The following is a 16,872-nucleotide window of genomic DNA, read 5'->3' as shown; positions in this document are numbered from 1 at the left end:
AAATCTAAGAAGGAATTAAGGCACTAGAATTTTCAATTCACGTAAAATCTTACACAATTGGATCATCGGCATACCCATTAAAGTTGTTTGATCCTGACCGATCATTTCTTCAAATAAGCTGATGCCCAAACTTTCACATTTGAAACTTCCAGCACATTGTAAAGGTTGTTCAAGTGCGACATAACGCTGAATTTCTTCAAGATTCAAATGCCTAAATTTGACCTTATAATGTTCAACAATGGTTTCTTCAAACCCAGATGAAGCGTGTTGAACACTCAAAGCTGTACTGAAATAAACAATTTTTCCTGAATTTGCTTGAAGTTGTTTGATTGCTTTTTCAGGAGCTAAAGGTTTTCCAATAAATATATCAGGTGCGCCTTCACGCCAAGCCACCTGATCAGAACCAATAACGATCGCATCTGGATCTTTCTCAGCAAAATATTTTGCTTTTTCATATGCAAGTCGATAGGCAAGATCATCGGCATGGCTTTCCCCACGCGGAGTCTCATCGATATCGGGTGATATTTGTTCAAAATCGATATGTAATCGATTAAGTAGTTCCTTACGTGTCTGACTGCCAGAAGCTAAAATAATTCTTGCTGACGTTGAAGCAACATGATGATTCATTACACTGAGAATTCCATTAAAATGTCGATCGGGACATAAGCAAGTACTGATTGATGACAAGCCTGAAGTTTTAAATTCGGTGCCATATCATTCTGATAAGCTTCAACCCAGCGCGTCACACAAATACACCAGAAATCACCAGGCTTTAAACCGGGAAAACCAACTTCGGGTAGTGGTGTTGTCAAATCATTCCCAATTCGTTGCGAGAAACTTAAGAATTCAGACGTCATTTCGGCACAGACTGTATGTTGACCTAAATCAGAGGGCGCAGTGTGGCAAAAACCATTTCTGAAATATCCTGTAATAGGATCAAAACAACAACTGGCGAGCGGTTCGCCGAAAACATTTAAACGATTAATACTTGGATCTGGATGGATAGACATAGCAACACTTTGTGGTTCGACTCCATCTATCATAATCAAATCTAAAGATTTCTACAGCTTTTCTGAAATTTTACTCACCTTTTTTAGCATAATCATTTAGAATCTATGCGGTTTTGATATCTATAAAGTGAGCTATACATGAACTTTCAGCGTATGACTGACCTCGATTTAGCAGGTAAACGTGTTCTGATCCGTGAAGACTTAAACGTTCCTGTTAAAAATGGTGTGATTACGAGTGATGCACGTTTACGCGCTGCATTACCAACAATTAAAGCCGCTCTTGAAAAAGGCGCAGCAGTAATGGTTTATTCTCACCTTGGTCGTCCAGTTGAAGGTGAGCCTAAAGCTGAACAATCACTTGCACCTGTTGCTGCCTACTTAACTGAAGCATTGGGTCAAGAAGTTAAATTACTCACTGAATATTTGGATGGTGTTGAAGTTGCACCAGGCCAAGTTGTGTTACTCGAAAACTGTCGCTTTAACACAGGCGAAAAGAAAAATAATCCAGAGTTGGCAGCAAAATATGCAGCACTTTGTGATGTGTTTGTGATGGATGCATTTGGTACTGCACATCGTGCAGAAGCATCAACAGAAGGTGTGGCTCGTCTTGCTAAAGTTGCAGCAGCAGGTCCATTACTTGCCGCTGAATTAGATGCACTTGGTCGTGCGCTTCAGACGCCTGAAAAACCAATGGTTGCTATTGTAGCTGGTTCAAAAGTATCGACTAAACTAGATGTTTTAACATCGTTATCAGTTATTTGTGATCAGCTCATTGTCGGTGGTGGTATAGCGAATACATTCTTAGCAGCTGCCGGCTATAACGTTGGTAAATCACTTTGTGAAAATGACTTAATCGATACAGCTAAAGCAATTGCTGCGAAAGTATCGGTTCCATTGCCAACAGATGTTGTTGTTGCTGACGCATCAGAAATTAACTTTGATGACTTCCTTGGCTCATTAGCGGCAGCAAAAGCCGTAGTGAAAAAAGTTGAAGATGTTGCTGACAATGACATGATTCTTGATGTTGGTCCAGAAACAGCTCAAGCATTTGCTGAAATTTTAAAAACTTCAAAAACAATTCTTTGGAATGGTCCAGTAGGCGTATTTGAGGTTGATCAATTTGGTGAGGGCACGAAAGCGCTATCTTTAGCGATTGCAGAATCTGAAGGTTTCTCTATCGCCGGTGGTGGTGATACTTTAGCTGCGATTGATAAGTATGCAGTGGCTGACAAAATTGGTTATATCTCAACGGGTGGTGGTGCTTTCCTTGAATTTGTAGAAGGCAAGACATTACCAGCAGTCGCTGTTCTACTTGAACGCGCTTAATTGGATTTAAGAAAAAAGACCTTCTAAGAAGGTCTTTTTTTATGACTAATTTTCGTCATGAAAATGAAATAATTTTGAAATATTATGATCATAATCTGATTTATCATGCGGAATAACATCATGAAATTACAATTAGGCGTAATTGCACTATTGGCTGCTACTCTTGCTATGACGGCTTGTTCTAAACAAGAAAGTGCACCAGCTGCAGATCAAACATCAACATCAGAAGTTGCTGTTGAAGCATCAGATATTAGTGCTGAACAACAAGCGGCTATTGATGCTATTGATCAGCCATTACAAGATGAAAATAATACTGATGTTCCTGAAGAAGTTGCAAATGCACCTGCTGATCAAGCAACGGCGGAGTGATTTCGTACATCAATCAGTACTAAATCGAAAATCTCCCTGCAATTGCAGGGATTTTTTATGAAATACTGTCAATTGTTGCTGAATTGAAACACAGGTCAGGTTAGAATATGGAGCATTACCTGGGAGGAAATTATGGCTCTTATTTCAATGCGCCAGCTCTTGGATCACGCCGCAGAACATAGTTACGGCGTACCAGCGTTTAACGTAAACAACTTAGAACAAATGCGCGCGATTATGTTAGCCGCAGATGAAACAAATTCACCTGTTATTGTTCAAGCATCTGCTGGTGCTCGTAAATATGCTGGTGCTCCATTCTTACGCCATCTTATTTTGGCTGCAATCGAAGAATGGCCACACATTCCAGTTGTGATGCACCAAGACCATGGTACTGATCCTGACGTTTGCCAACGCTCAATCCAATTAGGCTTTTCATCAGTAATGATGGATGGTTCATTAGGTGCAGATGGTAAAACACCAACAACTTATGATTACAACGTAGATGTAACTCGTCGTGTTGTTCAAATGGCACATGCGTGTGGTGTATCTGTAGAAGGTGAGATTGGTTGCCTAGGTAGCCTTGAAACTGGTCTGGCTGGTGAAGAGGATGGTGTTGGCGCTGAAGGTGTTCTAGATCATTCACAACTGCTTACTTCGGTTGAAGAGGCGACTCAATTTGTCGCTGATACTAACGTTGATGCGTTAGCAATTGCAGTTGGTACTTCACACGGCGCTTATAAATTTACGCGTCCACCTACAGGTGATATTTTAGCGATCGATCGTATTAAAGAGATCCACGCTGCACTTCCAAATACTCATCTTGTAATGCATGGTTCAAGTTCAGTTCCACAAGAATGGTTAGCGATTATTAACCAATACGGTGGTGACATCAAAGAAACTTATGGTGTTCCTGTTGAGCAGTTGGTTGAAGCAATTAAACACGGTGTACGTAAAATCAATATCGACACTGACTTACGTTTAGCTTCAACAGGTGCTATGCGTCGTATGATGGCTGAAAAACCAAGCGAATTTGATCCACGTAAATTCTTTGCTCAAACTGTTGAAGCAATGAAGCAAATCTGTGTAGATCGTTATACTGCATTTGGTACAGCAGGTCATGCTGACAAGATTCGCCCTATTTCTTTAGAGAAAATGGTAGATCGTTATAAATAATTAATAAAATTATTTATAATTTTAAAAGCCCACAGTGATTGTGGGCTTTTTCTTGAATAAAAAAACAAGAGCAAATTATGGAACTGATTTTTTCAGCAGCTTTGTGCAGCGTACTAGTATCGATTTTATTGAAGTTTAGTAAGTCTCGTGGATTTGATGTCATGCAAATGATTGCATGGAATTATGCTATCGCCACGATACTCTGTTTTTTTTGGTTTAAGCCAGACCTCAACCAAATATCATTAACCTCCACACCTTGGTGGCTTATTGGGTTGTTGGGGATAGCATTACCCTCAATATTCTTGCTGCTCTCCAAATCACTTGATCAAGCTGGAATTATCAGAACTGAAATCGCGCAAAGATTATCCGTTGTTCTTTCATTGTTGGCAGCCTATTTTCTTTTCCAAGAAAAATTTAGCACCCTGAAATTGATTGGTATTGCATTGGGTTTGAGTGCAATTGTTTTGATCATTTTTTCTAAAACATCGAAACCAACATTGCAAACAAAAAAAGCAGGAATGTATTTGCTCGCAGTTTGGCTTGGCTATGCACTCGTAGATGTTCTGTTAAAATACAGTACAAGTTTAGGGTTAAAATTTGCAGTCAGTTTAAACTTGATGTTTGTGTTTGCTTTTATTATTTCCATGGGATATTTGTCCCTGCGTCAAACATCATGGACAGTGCAAAATTTTCTTGCTGGACTAAGTTTAGGTGTATTGAATTTTGCCAATATTGCACTTTATGTGAAAGCACATATGTTGTTAAAGGATTCACCTGCAATCGTATTCGCTGGTATGAATATTCTAGTCGTAGTGTTAGGTGTGATCGCAGGTATATTAGTTTTTAAAGAAAAAATAACCCTAAAAAACAGCTTAGGTATTCTGTTAGCGATCACAGGAGTGTTGTGTTTAGCATTCGCAATTTAACTGTGAACTTGCATACACTCTGTTTAATCATATAGTCGATAGATTCCACTAAAGCGCTCACAGCCTGTTTGCTCAGTTGAGACAATCAGTAATGATTTTTGATATTTGAGTTTGTAATGACAATCATGCTCATTATCAGTAATTTCGTGTTTGCTTTGAGTGGTTGTATAAGCCAATAATGGGATGGTCTGGGTTTCTAGGCGATTATTAGGGCTACGATAAGCAATACCTTCAATTTTGACGCGATCCTTGCTTAATTGATGAATCTTAAGGTGTACAGGTTGCGCTGCAATTTTACCTTGTTCAAACTTGATGTAATGCTGAGTAAGCGTTTGATTCATTGACATGTAAAAGTTTAAATCATCAATGCGTTGATTGATTTGTAATGACACACAATTTTTATTTTTACACTGCTGCAGTCGATTCAGCCAAAGCTGTTGTGTATCTTGAATTAATCGAGTTGGTGCATCGGTAACTAAGTAGGATGTTAAAAAGCGTTCATTCAATTCATCTCTCAAAGATGAAAAATCAACAGCACAAATCATGGAATTTTTAAAACTTGATTGAGGCTTATCGCATTGAATAAGTTGTGCCTGTGCGACAGAAACACTGCTTAATCCAATGAAAAAGATAGAAATTAAAGGTTTCATCCAACTTGATACGCTTTTTGACAACATCATCGCTTATACTTTCAAATGTTTGCGCATCTACTATAGCGAACAAGAATCAAAGAATACAAGATTTCATTTTCAAAAACTGTGTAAAGGAGTTCAATGTGAGCTTAGCTATTCGTATAGGTCAAGGTATTGATGTTCATGCTTTTGAGGAAGGCGATTATGTCACATTGGCTGGTATTCGTATTCCGCATACACATGGTTTGAAAGCACACTCTGATGGAGATGTAGTTTTACATGCACTTTGTGATGCATTGTTGGGTGCTTTAGCGCTCGGTGATATTGGACAGCACTTTCCAGATACTGATGAACAGTTCAAAGGCGCGGACAGTAAGGTTTTATTAAAGCATGTTTATCAGTTGATATTGGATCGTGGTTATCAACTGAATAACGCGGATATTACAGTGGCTTGTGAGCGTCCAAAATTAGCGAAACATAATTTAGATATGCGTCAAAGTATTGCAGATGTACTTGATGTGGATATCAATCAGATTAGTATTAAAGCCACTACCACTGAAAAATTAGGGTTTACTGGTCGTCAGGAAGGAATCCTGTCTACAGCGACCGTATTAATTAGTCATCAATGAGCAATTTCGATCATTCAAAGTTTTGCGCTTTCATCAAAGAGGCTTGCAGTTCTTGAGTAGCTTTACGTCCTTGCAACTGTAAGCCGACCGCGTGCATTAAGCCAGTCCAAGTGTTGTTGGGTTCCCATACTTGGTGTAATAGCTCATGTGCAGTAGGTAAATCCATATTCATATAATGTAGTCGGTACAGATAGATTAATGAACTACATTGATGATTTTCGGTGCAATGTATCCAGACCATTTTCTCTTTAACGAGATGATCGATCAGATCGAGTACAAATAAACATTGATCATCATGTGGAAATTCTGGATCAATAGGTACTTGGATGTAGTTAAGACCAATTTCAGCACTCAAGCGATCTTCATGATTTAAGTTCGGTGTAGCATCATTAAAAGCGAGATTAACGATGGTATCGATACCATAGGCTTTAATTGATTTAAGTTGTTCTTCGTTTGGCTGACCTGAGCTAAACAAATGCTCATGAACAAATTGAAAATGGGGGATTGAGCTTAGTTCTTTTTCGAGTTGATCCATGATTTAACCTTATAAAAAAACGCCATCGTGTGATGGCGTTTAATCTGATTAACGTTGTGGTAGAACGTCTTTCAAAGCTGCATCCATTTCCAACAAAACTTTTTCAGTTGTTTCCCAATCAATGCATCCATCTGTAACAGACTTACCATACTCTAAATCGCAAAGATTTGCAGGAATATCTTGGCGGCCACCTTTTAAATGACTTTCAACCATAATACCTACGATCGATTTATTGCCATCTAAAATTTGTTCAGTGATATTTTTTAGAACCAATGGCTGAAGGTATGGGTCTTTATTAGAATTGGCATGACTCGCATCAATCATGATCTTGTTGCTTACTTTTGCTTTCGCTAATGCATTTTCAGCTTCAGCTACAGAACCAGCATCATAATTCGGTTTGCCATTACCACCACGTAACACGACATGGGCATATTGGTTACCTTTAGTACGAATGACTGAAACTTGACCTTGGTCATTTAAGCCAAGGAAACTATGACCATGTTTTACAGATTGCATCGCATTGGTTGCAACAGTGAGACCGCCATCCGTACCATTTTTAAAGCCAACTGGAGATGATAAACCTGAAGACATCTCTCGGTGTGTTTGGCTCTCTGTTGTACGTGCACCTATTGCTGACCAAGAAATTAAGTCTTGGTAGTACTGTGGAGAGTTTGGATCAAGCGCTTCAGTTGCGCATGGCAGACCTTTCTCATTGAGTTCAAGCAATAATTTACGACCTAAACGTAAACCTTTTTCAATGTTGAAAGAGTCATTCATGTCAGGGTCATTAATTAAGCCTTTCCAACCCACTGTTGTACGAGGCTTCTCGAAATACACGCGCATGATGATATAAAGCGTGTCTTTCACTTTTTCGCTTAAGACTTTTAAACGATCAGCATAATCATGAGCTGCTGCAGGATCGTGAATAGAGCACGGTCCAATGACTACGAATAAACGTTTGTCGTTGCCATCTAAGATATTACGTACAGTTTCACGACCTTTTAGGACTGTTTGGTATGCATTATCAGTTAACGGTAATTCTGTTTTTAATTCAGCAGGAGTAACAAGAGGCTGAATGCTTTGTACATTCACGTCATCAATGTCGTTTTGGGTGATAGAATTTGACTGTAAAGTATTCATTGCCGTCACTGGTTCGTTTTTACAAGAAAATGTTCAATCTATTGAATATAGCATGATTCAGTAGATCATTTGTTATCAAAAAGTTGAATGGATTTAATAAAAAAAAGTAATGAAATTGTCTTTTTGGTATTAATCAGAGTTTCTACTTGTATTGTATAGAATGATTTAATTTTTGAAAATTATTAAATTGAATAAATCATTTAATTTCACCTCAGTGAATTATACAGCTTCACTGAGGTTACAGTTTGAACATGATATTAATTAAGACTGGACTTGAGTTGAGGTTTCAATAACTGCCTCAGGTGCGGTCACAGGTTTCGCTTTGACTGGATTAAGCATGAAGTTAACACCAATGGCAAATAAGGTGATGCCCAGTACCTTGCGAATAATTTTTTCAGGTAAATGGGAGCTCACCAGCGTACCAACGATGATTGCAGGAATCGATCCGACTAAAAGCCACATTAATAAATTGAAATCCACATTACCTGAATTCATATGCCCCATACCTGCAACGAGCGTCAGTAAAACTGCATGTACAACGTCAGAACCAATAATTCTAATCATAGGTAAATTAGGGAACATGATGATCAGCGCCATAATGCCGAATGCACCTGCGCCAACTGAAGACAAGGTCACAAAAATACCCAGTACAATACCCATTAAAGCTATATATAAACGCTTCTGCTTTAATTTTTCTCGAGTTAATTCAACTTCCTGTTCAGTAACTTCTTTGGAAAATTTTTTGAAGAATTTTTCTACCTGGGTACGGAATACAATTGAAATACCAGTAATGGTCAGCATAAAGCCTAAAACCATCGTGAGAATGGCTTTGTAATGTGTGGATTGACTCAAATAGTTGTCTAAAACCCAAGTTGTGGCTAAAGAGGCTGGAATACTTCCGATCGCAAGCCAAATGACGATGGGCCAAACAATATTAAGCTTTTTTGCATGTACAAAAGAGCCGCAAAACTTAGAAATCGCGGCATAAAGTAGATCTGTACCAATTGCAATATGTGGTTCAATTTTAAATAAACCAATTAAGATAGGCGTCATAAGTGAGCCACCACCCACGCCAGTGACCCCTACACAGAAACCAACTAAAACACCTGCTAAAATATATTCAATAGAACCGTACATCGTTTGTGCTACTTATCAGAAAACCGGCATATCTTATGATTTTTGAATATAAGCTGTTGTCTTGATTATTCATTTACTTATTCAAAAATAAGATAAAGCATTACTAAGTTAAGATATTTCAAGAACTCAATCTGTTATGAGATGCTTATGTTAAGATACTTGTAGAGCATGAAAGAGGATATTCATTTGCAAAATCGAAAACTTAAAATTGGCATTGTGGTTGGTGAAGTTTCAGGTGATACCTTAGGCGCCAAATTAATACGTCGTTTTCGAGAGCAGGGAATTAATGCTGAATTTGAAGGAATTGGCGGTCCTCAAATGATTGCAGAGGGTTTTAAAAGCTATTATGCGATGGATATTCTATCGGTGATGGGAATTGTTGAAGTATTAAAAGATATTAAAAAACTTTTTGCGGTTCGAGATGGCTTGGTTGATCAATGGACTAAACAACCTGTTGATATTTTTATAGGGATAGACGCACCAGATTTTAACTTGCGCTTAGCAAAGAAAATAAAGCAAAAATCGTTGCCAATTAAGACTGTTCAATATGTGAGTCCTTCGGTTTGGGCATGGCGTCAAGGTCGTGTTCATGGTATCAAAGCCTCAATTGACTTGGTGCTTTGCCTATTCCCATTCGAAAAAACTTTTTATGATCGATTTAATGTGCCAGCGGTATTTGTTGGACATCCTCTCGCTAATCAATTACCGCTGGAAAATCCTATACTCGATGCAAAGCAGGCGCTTGGTTTAAATCCTGCACAAAAACATATCGCATTACTGCCTGGAAGTCGTCGTGGTGAAGTTGATAAGTTAGGGCCGCTTGTATTAGATGCAGCGAAGATTGTCCATCAAAAATATCCTGAGTATCAATTTTTAATTCCAGCCATCAATGAGGCTCGTAAACAACAAATTGAGCAGATCTTAATAGGTTACCCAGATAGACTCAGAGATAATATCAAGTTAATGGAAAATATTGATGCGGAATCTAAAATAGGTCGGATGGTCATGGATGCCAGTGATATTGTGGCGTTGGCATCGGGTACTGCAACACTTGAGGCGATGTTATTGCATCGTCCCATGGTGACTTTTTATAAACTAAATAGTTTGACCTACTGGATTGCGAAACTTTTAGTGAAAATTCCTTATTATTCTTTACCTAATATTATTGCAGGTAAAAAAGTAATTCAGGAGTTAATCCAGAATGATGCAACTCCAGAAAACTTAGCACATGAGATTGAGTTGTTGATGAATATCGAAAACTCAAAAATACAATCTATGCAATTGTTGACGATGCACAAGCAACTATTGTCGGATCAAAATGAAGATCCAGTGCACGCAATTCTATCTATCCTTTAAAAAAAGCCTCATATTGAGGCTTTATTGATTTAGCATTATGAATCAGCACGAATTTTTAATTCATAACCCGTATATTTGCGTATATTGATGACACCTGTGTCCATAATCAGATATTGTCCTTTGATACCGTGCAGTTTTCCACGTATGACTGGCGTTTTGTCTAAGTTATGCGATTTAATTTTTTCAGGATATTGATCGACAGGATAAATGAATTCACGAGGAAGTTCGTTTTCTAAAATTTCTACATTTTCATTGAAATCTAGGCTCATGCTGAACTCATCTCGAATGGTTTCAATTTGAGGTTCAAACTCCGTGAGCAATTCATCTCTGATCTCTAACAAATTTACCTTTTCCGCTTCACCTTTCAGCAATTTTCTCCAGTCTGTTTTATCAGCGACTTGCGTACCAAACATGACTTCAAGTTGTCCTGATAACCGACGAGAGCCCACTTTCATAATAGGTAAAGCTTGGGTAGCCCCTTGATCTAGCCAACGTGTTGGCATTTGACCTAAACGGGTAATGCCAACCTTTAATGCACTTGAATTGGCAAGATAGACAATATGGGGTTGAAAGCATACTTCTTGAGCAAAGCTTTCTTCACGACAAGTCCCTAAATGGTAATGGCATGTTTCTGGCTTCATAATACACATATCACAGGCTGCTTTCGTTTTCATGCATTTAAAGCAGTGACCTTGGGAGTATGATTTTGGTGTTTTATTCCCACAGGAAACACAGTAAATTTTGCCGGTCCATTCAATTTCAATTTCTTGACCTAAGTTGAACGGGAGATTGATTTCTGAACGATCTAAAATAAATTTATATTCAACATTTGCCTGTTGTGTTTGTTGTTCAGTTACACTTAGGTTGGTTAAACCAGCGTGCATTTTATGACAAATGCCCTGTAATTCCATGCTTTAATCTCACTCAAATAAGGTGCAGCTCATGGCTGAGAAAAATGTCATCACGTCAATGCTAGACGATTTATCTAAAGAACAGCCAATTCAAACTGCCGTATGTCTTGGTCAGGATCTCAGCCAAGACTATGCTCAAACAATCCAATGGAATCATTTTAACGTAACTGAATTTTTAATGCTTCCTTTTCAGCAACGCTATGATCTAGGTGTTGTGATTTTAAATAATGAACAGATGGATACACTATCAACCCATCATAAATCACAAATGCTGGTAAAACTGCGTGATTTAATGGCAAAAAGAATCGTCGTGTTGAGTCATATTGCAGATGAACAATTATTAAGAAGTCTGGGATTCACGCAGCTCATTGAGCAAAAAAATACAGAGCAAGATTTCGCCTTATGGCAATTCAATATTTTGAATTATAAGCATGTGCCAGATTGGTTTAATTCTAAGTTTTGGGCTAATCCAGAAAATTGGAATAAGTTTCGATGGTAATGGCAAACTTTGAGTTTATCAAAACACAACAATTTCAATGTACAAAGCCATGTTTTTAACGATATGCTGATCAATGAAAATAAGAATGTAAAGGTGTCTTGATGACAAATTTAAGTAATATTGTTGAAGTTTTAGCGAAACAGGCCTTAGGCGGTAATCCACAATCTAATCAATCGGGATTGGGTGGTGTACTTGGTTCGGTACTCGGGAGTTTAACGGGACAAAATAATCAGACCAATCAAAACCAACAACAAGGTGGATTGGGAGGGATTTTGGGATCTGTACTTGGTGGTTTATCGGGTAGTCAACCTGGTGGTGTAGGCAAATCATCAGGTCTAAACGCTCAAACCTTATTAATCGCAGTAGTTCCTTTAATTCTCAATTGGATTCAAAAAAATGGCGGTTTGCAAGGTGCACTTGATCAACTGAAAGGTCAGGGTCTGACGAGTCAAGTGGATGATTGGGTTTCAACTGGTCCTGGCGAAAATGCCAATGTCAGCACGCAACAGGTTCAAAATTTATTTGATCAGCAAGATGTAGAGCAAGTTGCACAAGAAGCGCAAGTTCCTAAACAGGATGTATACAGTGCGATTTCTTCAGTCTTACCACAAATTATTGATTCGCTTACACCTCAAGCAAATAAGACCGATCCACAAGAAGCGAATTCAGATATACAAAATGTGTTGAATCTTGTATCAGGATTTTTAAAGAAATAAAGTGAAATTAATTTGAGTTGAAAAGCCGAATGTATGTCACATCCGGCTTTTTTTATGCAATCGAGCAAAGTATGTAAGTGGAATAAAATTTAAACGATTGATATATTTCATAAAGAAGCATAGGACATGCTGAATAAAACAAAAATCATTGAGGGAGAAATTCATGATCCGTAAGGAGCATTTAATCACTGCTTCGTTGACCTCGATTAAGGCAACCTATCAACAACTGTCATCCGCGCCACTTGCCATGAGACAAGGAGAATATAAGGCTCAGTTTATTGGTCCTTGGTGGTTAAGAGTGTCTGCAGCACCGAGTTTATTTTTAAGTGGATTGGGGGGATGGTTTGGGAAAAAATTCATCAATCAAAATTTAGTCACTAATATTTTACTCAATCGCGGTCAGAGAAGTGAAAAGCTTCAAATGGAGTGTCTAGAAGAGGCGTCTTTGATTGATGGAAAACAAACGATCGCCTTGTATTATGGCAAGACAGCACCAATTCCATGGCGTTGGGTGGTTGATGAGTTAAGACAGCTTGATGAACATACGATGTTGTGTATGACTATCATTAATCTTCCTTTTTTAAAGCATTTTTCATTTCCATTTATTCTAAGTCGTGATGTATGAAATCAAAATTTGAATATGATGTCATTATTGTAGGTTCAGGCTTTGGTGGAAGTGTATCTGCGCTAAGATTGTCTGAGCTTGGATTAAAAGTAGCTGTGCTAGAGCAGGGAAGAAGGCTCACTGAAGATGATTTACATCGAGCAAGTCGGAGTTCTAAATACTTAAATTGGGCACCGACGTTAGGGATGAAGGGTTTTCTTGCACAAGACGTATTCCAACATATGGGTGTGGTTCGAGGGGTTGCCGTTGGTGGTGGCAGTGTTGTTTATGCTGCTGTGTTGTTAAAACCAGGTCAAAAGTTTTATCGTGATCCAACTTGGAGTCATTTGTCAGAAGACTGGGAGAGGGAATTACAACCGCACTATCAGATGGCTCAGTCCATGCTAGGTGTAAGTTTAAATCCATATAAAGGTCAGCAAGATGAGTGGTTAAAACAAACAGCAGAAAAAATGGGTTCTGGAGATAGTTTTGACACTGTACCACAGGGAATTTACTTTGGTGATCCTCATCAATGGGTGAGTGATCCACTTTTGAATGGTCAAGGTCCCGAACGAATAGGCTGTAATCAGTGCGGAAATTGTATAACGGGGTGTGCGCAGGGTGCGAAGAATAGTTTGGATAAAAACTATTTATATCTTGCAGAGAACAATGGAGTTGAGATTATTCCAGAAACCAAAGTAACTCATCTTTCACATGTTGATGGAAAATATATCATTCATACATATCAGTCATTTAACTCCAAAGAAAAACAAGATTACTCTGCGAAACAGGTCATTCTATCCGCAGGTGTTATAGGAACTGTTGAAATTTTGTTTGCTTCAAGAGATGTGTTTAAAACCTTACCGAATATTTCTGGTCAGTTAGGTGAACATATTCGAACCAATAGTGAGGCGATTGTTGCGATCTCTAATAATGATAAAACAATAGATTTAACGAGAGGGACGACCATTTCCAGTCATTTTCATGCAGATGACAAAACACATATTACTCAGAATCGATTTCCAGCAAGTTATGAGTTTATGAAGTTTTATATGGGACCACTGGTCAATGGCGATCAACCTGTAAAACGTGCACTCCATGTTTTAAAGCATTTTTTTCTGCACCCCTTTGTTTCAACTCGATCATGGCGTTCTAAAAACTGGCATAAACGTGTCACTGTATTAACCGTCATGCAACAGGCAGACAATCAAATACGATTTGTATATGGACGTACTGCACTCAGAGGTTTTAGGCGTTTTTTGAAAACGCAGGTTTCAGTTGGAGAAAGAGCGCCGTCTTTTATACCGTTAGCAAATGAAGCTGCAGAAAAATTTGCTGAAGTAAGTGGTGGTCAAGCACAGAATAATATATTGGAAAGTATGGGGCACTTATCTGTTACAGCGCATATATTGGGTGGTGTAGTTATGGCTGAGGATTCCTCTAAAGGTGTGATTGACTCTAATCATCAGGTTTTTGGCTATCAAGGCTTATATGTGGTTGATGGGAGTGCGATTCCTGTGAATGTTGGTGTTAATCCGAGTTTGACCATTACGGCATTAGCTGAGCGATTTGCAGAAAAATATAAAATTAGTCATTTCGATAAAGTGTCATAAATCCACCATCATAATGTCATATCTTCGTTGAATACTCTTGGTTTAAAAAAAAGGAGTATTCAAATGAAGAACAAGATAAAAATAACAGGTCTTCTATTAACGACATCGTTATTGCTAAGTAGTTGTGGTGGAGATGACCAAAAATCTAATCCTAATATTACACAACCCTCAGAGTTGAAAATTCTTCATATTAATGACCATCACTCCCATTTAGATGGTGAAGAGCTTAGCTTTAATTTCGATTTAGGTCATGGTGAAGAACAACTAGTCGTTTCCCGTGGTGGATTTTCTCGTGTAGCAACATTTATGAATCTAATGGCAGAAAATCATCAGAATGTAGTGAAAATTCATGCTGGTGATGCGATAACAGGAGATTTGTATTACAACCTCTCAAATGGAAAAGCTGATGCTGAAATGATGAATACAGTGTGTTTTGATACTTTCACCTTGGGAAATCATGAATTTGATGCAAAAGATCAAGGCTTAAAAGATTTTATTGGTTTTTTAGACGAAGGACAGTGTAAAGAGCGAACAGAGATTCTTTCTGCAAATGTTGAATTTGGGGTGAGTTCACCTTTATATCAGACAGATCGGATTCAAAAATCTATTGTTCTTGAGCGGGATGGGGAAAAATATGGGGTTGTGGGGCTCACCATTGCATCAAAAACTAAAAACTCCTCTCAACCAAATCAAGACACATTATTCCGAGATGAAATTACAGTAGCTCAAAATGAGATTAATCAACTCAAAAAACAGGGAATTAAAAAAATTATTTTACAAACACATGTAGGCTATGAACTTGATCAAAAATTAGCACAAGAACTTACGGATGTGGATGTGATAATTGGAGGCGACTCTCACACATTGTTTGGACCTCATATATTAGAAAAGTATGGTATGTCTCCTGTCGCTACCTACCCATTACAATTGAAAAATAAAAATGGCGAATCTGTTTGTGTTGCTCAAGCATGGCAATACAGTTATGTGGTTGGTGAACTTAACGTAAAATTTAATGCAGATGGTGCGGTTCAAAGTTGTGTGGGTACACCGCATGTGTTAATTAGCGATGATTTTAAACGTAAGCAAAATAATGAAAGAGTCAGTGATCAAGAAAAAAAATATATAGAACATCAATTCGAAGAAGAACGAGCTCCTTTTTCTATTATTAAAGAAGATCAAAATATTTTGAGTGTCTTAGAGCGCTATAAGCAATCTAAAAAATTATTTGCAGTCAAAGTTGTTGGGCAGGCAGTTGATAATTTATGTTCAAGACGTGTGCCGGGAACTCAATTTGATCGCTCACGATCATCTTTAGGTGATGTGTGTAATTTGAATGCGCATGTCGATGTCCATGGTGGTGATATTCAACAAATGGTTGCCGAAGCATTTCTTAAACAAGGCAAAGAATATTTTAATGCTGATATTTCATTTCAAAATGCAGGTGGAGTAAGAGTTGATTTGGCGAAAGGAAATATCACTGTAGCAGATATCTTCCGAGTCTTACCTTTCAAAAATACGCTCGTTCAATTGAATATGACTGGTCAAGAAATTAAAGATACGCTTGAAGATGCCATTTCAGGCGTGATTGAACAAAAAAATACTGGAAGTTATCCGTATACGGCTGGATTAACTTGGCAAGTTGATATGACGCAGCCTATTGGAAAGCGTATTACAAATATTCAAGTCAGAAATGGGTTTGACCAGCTTGTGCCATTAGATTTAAATCAGTTATATAAAATTGTAACCATCAATTTTTTAGCTGATGGTGCTGATTACTATCATACATTGAAAAAAATTACAGGTGAGCGTCGAATAGAAGTTGGATTGGACTATGCAGAAGCATTCTTAAATTACTTAAATTCAATAGATGGTCATCAAAAAATAAAAACAATTCGAAAATTACCTACTTCATATTATAGTACTCAAAAATACATAGAATAAGATTTAGAGCTTTTTGATCTGAAAAACCTCAATTTAATTGGGGTTTTTTAATTTAATTAATCGTTTTTGTGTATTTTTTAGTGTAAAAAACATAAATTTGCTTAAAAAACAAACATGCATGAGTTTTTGTTTAAATAAGGGGTTGCAAGGGAAGAAAAAATCTATAGAATGCACCCCATACCGACGAGATACACGGAAACGAGCGAAGCAGGTTGCTGAGTTGTTAAGTGTTTCGAGTCCAGCTTCTAGCATTGACGAGATGTTAGAAAGATCATTAAGAGATTATGAAGAACAACTTGTGTGGATTTTTACTGGTTGATTGATCGATATATATTATCATTAATAATTGGTAGAAATT

The 16,872-nt window shown here is 37.8% G+C and carries 18 protein-coding genes; 11 read left to right on the top strand and 7 right to left on the bottom strand.

The genetic code is table 11. The annotated features are described in order from the left end of the window. Window positions 1-15: 15 nt before the first annotated feature. Window positions 16-627, bottom strand: coding sequence for a Maf family protein (locus tag AC1M83_RS11415; protein WP_481590716.1), 612 nt, complete (start codon window positions 625-627; stop codon window positions 16-18). After that, window positions 627-1,010 carry a DUF2237 family protein gene (locus AC1M83_RS11410; RefSeq protein ID WP_035269188.1) on the bottom strand — a complete coding sequence of 128 codons (384 nt, stop codon included), beginning with the start codon at window positions 1,008-1,010 and terminating at the stop codon, window positions 627-629. The genes AC1M83_RS11415 and AC1M83_RS11410 overlap by 1 nt, the downstream gene beginning before the upstream one ends. 138 nt (window positions 1,011-1,148) lie before the next feature. Here AC1M83_RS11410 and AC1M83_RS11405 point away from each other — a divergent pair, with 138 nt between their 5' ends. The 4 genes from AC1M83_RS11405 (at window position 1,149) to AC1M83_RS11390 (ending at window position 4,801) form a co-directional block, all read left to right on the top strand. Next, window positions 1,149-2,336: a phosphoglycerate kinase gene (locus AC1M83_RS11405; protein ID WP_092767819.1), complete on the top strand. Its 1,188-nt coding sequence runs from the start codon at window positions 1,149-1,151 to the stop codon at window positions 2,334-2,336. Between the two features lie 120 nt (window positions 2,337-2,456). Continuing rightward, the gene (locus AC1M83_RS11400) at window positions 2,457-2,705 is read left to right on the top strand and encodes a hypothetical protein (protein ID WP_035269170.1); all 249 of its coding nucleotides are present in this window, start codon (window positions 2,457-2,459) and stop codon (window positions 2,703-2,705) included. A 132-nt stretch (window positions 2,706-2,837) separates the two neighbouring features. Then, window positions 2,838-3,875, top strand: a complete 1,038-nt coding sequence (gene fba / locus AC1M83_RS11395; protein WP_035269168.1) for a class II fructose-bisphosphate aldolase — start codon at window positions 2,838-2,840, stop codon at window positions 3,873-3,875. Between the two features lie 77 nt (window positions 3,876-3,952). After that, window positions 3,953-4,801, top strand: a complete 849-nt coding sequence (locus tag AC1M83_RS11390) for a DMT family transporter (RefSeq protein ID WP_092767820.1) — start codon at window positions 3,953-3,955, stop codon at window positions 4,799-4,801. Window positions 4,802-4,824: 23 nt separating this feature from the next. On the opposite strand, the gene AC1M83_RS11385 is transcribed toward AC1M83_RS11390, so the two are convergent. After that, window positions 4,825-5,478 (bottom strand): A1S_1983 family putative colistin resistance protein, encoded by a 654-nt coding sequence (locus AC1M83_RS11385; protein WP_092767858.1) that lies wholly within the window; start codon window positions 5,476-5,478, stop codon window positions 4,825-4,827. Window positions 5,479-5,576: 98 nt separating this feature from the next. Between AC1M83_RS11385 and ispF the strand changes: the two genes are divergently transcribed. After that, window positions 5,577-6,062: a 2-C-methyl-D-erythritol 2,4-cyclodiphosphate synthase gene (gene ispF, locus AC1M83_RS11380; protein ID WP_092767822.1), complete on the top strand. Its 486-nt coding sequence runs from the start codon at window positions 5,577-5,579 to the stop codon at window positions 6,060-6,062. A 10-nt stretch (window positions 6,063-6,072) separates the two neighbouring features. On the opposite strand, the gene AC1M83_RS11375 is transcribed toward ispF, so the two are convergent. From AC1M83_RS11375 to AC1M83_RS11365, 3 genes are all read right to left on the bottom strand, one after another. Beyond that, window positions 6,073-6,597, bottom strand: coding sequence for a phosphatase domain-containing putative toxin (locus AC1M83_RS11375; protein ID WP_092767824.1), 525 nt, complete (start codon window positions 6,595-6,597; stop codon window positions 6,073-6,075). 48 nt (window positions 6,598-6,645) lie between these two features. Continuing rightward, window positions 6,646-7,737 carry a 3-deoxy-7-phosphoheptulonate synthase gene (locus AC1M83_RS11370; RefSeq protein WP_051586615.1) on the bottom strand — a complete coding sequence of 364 codons (1,092 nt, stop codon included), beginning with the start codon at window positions 7,735-7,737 and terminating at the stop codon, window positions 6,646-6,648. A gap of 261 nt (window positions 7,738-7,998) precedes the next feature. Further along, a complete protein-coding gene (locus AC1M83_RS11365; protein WP_481590715.1) occupies window positions 7,999-8,874 on the bottom strand; it encodes a sulfite exporter TauE/SafE family protein in 876 nt (291 codons plus the stop codon). Between the two features lie 186 nt (window positions 8,875-9,060). On the opposite strand from AC1M83_RS11365, the gene lpxB reads away from it, so the two are divergent. Then, window positions 9,061-10,230, top strand: coding sequence for a lipid-A-disaccharide synthase (gene lpxB, locus AC1M83_RS11360; RefSeq protein ID WP_092767860.1), 1,170 nt, complete (start codon window positions 9,061-9,063; stop codon window positions 10,228-10,230). A gap of 35 nt (window positions 10,231-10,265) precedes the next feature. Here lpxB and AC1M83_RS11355 read toward each other — a convergent pair whose 3' ends face one another. Then, window positions 10,266-11,141, bottom strand: a complete 876-nt coding sequence (locus AC1M83_RS11355) for a DUF2797 domain-containing protein (protein ID WP_092767828.1) — start codon at window positions 11,139-11,141, stop codon at window positions 10,266-10,268. A gap of 31 nt (window positions 11,142-11,172) precedes the next feature. Here AC1M83_RS11355 and AC1M83_RS11350 point away from each other — a divergent pair, with 31 nt between their 5' ends. The 5 genes from AC1M83_RS11350 to AC1M83_RS11330 all read left to right on the top strand — a co-directional run bounded on the left by AC1M83_RS11350 (window position 11,173) and on the right by AC1M83_RS11330 (window position 16,514). Then, window positions 11,173-11,640 carry a DUF6231 family protein gene (locus AC1M83_RS11350; RefSeq protein WP_092767830.1) on the top strand — a complete coding sequence of 156 codons (468 nt, stop codon included), beginning with the start codon at window positions 11,173-11,175 and terminating at the stop codon, window positions 11,638-11,640. 101 nt (window positions 11,641-11,741) lie between these two features. Beyond that, the gene (locus AC1M83_RS11345) at window positions 11,742-12,356 is read left to right on the top strand and encodes a YidB family protein (protein WP_092767832.1); all 615 of its coding nucleotides are present in this window, start codon (window positions 11,742-11,744) and stop codon (window positions 12,354-12,356) included. Window positions 12,357-12,519: 163 nt separating this feature from the next. Beyond that, a complete protein-coding gene (locus AC1M83_RS11340) occupies window positions 12,520-12,981 on the top strand; it encodes a hypothetical protein (RefSeq protein WP_092767835.1) in 462 nt (153 codons plus the stop codon). Further along, window positions 12,978-14,573, top strand: a complete 1,596-nt coding sequence (locus AC1M83_RS11335; protein ID WP_092767838.1) for an FAD-dependent oxidoreductase — start codon at window positions 12,978-12,980, stop codon at window positions 14,571-14,573. The genes AC1M83_RS11340 and AC1M83_RS11335 overlap by 4 nt, the downstream gene beginning before the upstream one ends. A 63-nt stretch (window positions 14,574-14,636) precedes the next feature. Continuing rightward, the gene (locus tag AC1M83_RS11330; protein ID WP_092767840.1) at window positions 14,637-16,514 is read left to right on the top strand and encodes a 5'-nucleotidase C-terminal domain-containing protein; all 1,878 of its coding nucleotides are present in this window, start codon (window positions 14,637-14,639) and stop codon (window positions 16,512-16,514) included. The last annotated feature ends 358 nt before the right edge of the window (window positions 16,515-16,872 follow it).

The sequence above is a fragment of the Acinetobacter sp. 25-47-130 genome (assembly GCF_056779705.1).
Note: the sequence above shows the minus strand (reverse complement) of the source record. Positions and strands in the feature narration are given on the sequence as shown.

Excerpts from the sequence above, each read along its gene's own strand:
- AC1M83_RS11415 (WP_481590716.1), bottom strand. The coding sequence starts at position 627 with ATGAATCATCATGTTGCTTCAACGTCAGCAAGAATTATTTTAGCTTCT.
- AC1M83_RS11410 (WP_035269188.1), bottom strand. The coding sequence starts at position 1,010 with ATGTCTATCCATCCAGATCCAAGTATTAATCGTTTAAATGTTTTCGGC.
- AC1M83_RS11405 (WP_092767819.1), top strand. The coding sequence starts at position 1,149 with ATGAACTTTCAGCGTATGACTGACCTCGATTTAGCAGGTAAACGTGTT.
- AC1M83_RS11400 (WP_035269170.1), top strand. The coding sequence starts at position 2,457 with ATGAAATTACAATTAGGCGTAATTGCACTATTGGCTGCTACTCTTGCT.
- fba (WP_035269168.1), top strand. The coding sequence starts at position 2,838 with ATGGCTCTTATTTCAATGCGCCAGCTCTTGGATCACGCCGCAGAACAT.
- AC1M83_RS11390 (WP_092767820.1), top strand. The coding sequence starts at position 3,953 with ATGGAACTGATTTTTTCAGCAGCTTTGTGCAGCGTACTAGTATCGATT.
- AC1M83_RS11385 (WP_092767858.1), bottom strand. The coding sequence starts at position 5,478 with ATGTTGTCAAAAAGCGTATCAAGTTGGATGAAACCTTTAATTTCTATC.
- AC1M83_RS11375 (WP_092767824.1), bottom strand. The coding sequence starts at position 6,597 with ATGGATCAACTCGAAAAAGAACTAAGCTCAATCCCCCATTTTCAATTT.
- AC1M83_RS11370 (WP_051586615.1), bottom strand. The coding sequence starts at position 7,737 with ATGAATACTTTACAGTCAAATTCTATCACCCAAAACGACATTGATGAC.
- AC1M83_RS11365 (WP_481590715.1), bottom strand. The coding sequence starts at position 8,874 with ATGTACGGTTCTATTGAATATATTTTAGCAGGTGTTTTAGTTGGTTTC.
- AC1M83_RS11355 (WP_092767828.1), bottom strand. The coding sequence starts at position 11,141 with ATGGAATTACAGGGCATTTGTCATAAAATGCACGCTGGTTTAACCAAC.
- AC1M83_RS11350 (WP_092767830.1), top strand. The coding sequence starts at position 11,173 with ATGGCTGAGAAAAATGTCATCACGTCAATGCTAGACGATTTATCTAAA.
- AC1M83_RS11345 (WP_092767832.1), top strand. The coding sequence starts at position 11,742 with ATGACAAATTTAAGTAATATTGTTGAAGTTTTAGCGAAACAGGCCTTA.
- AC1M83_RS11340 (WP_092767835.1), top strand. The coding sequence starts at position 12,520 with ATGATCCGTAAGGAGCATTTAATCACTGCTTCGTTGACCTCGATTAAG.
- AC1M83_RS11335 (WP_092767838.1), top strand. The coding sequence starts at position 12,978 with ATGAAATCAAAATTTGAATATGATGTCATTATTGTAGGTTCAGGCTTT.
- AC1M83_RS11330 (WP_092767840.1), top strand. The coding sequence starts at position 14,637 with ATGAAGAACAAGATAAAAATAACAGGTCTTCTATTAACGACATCGTTA.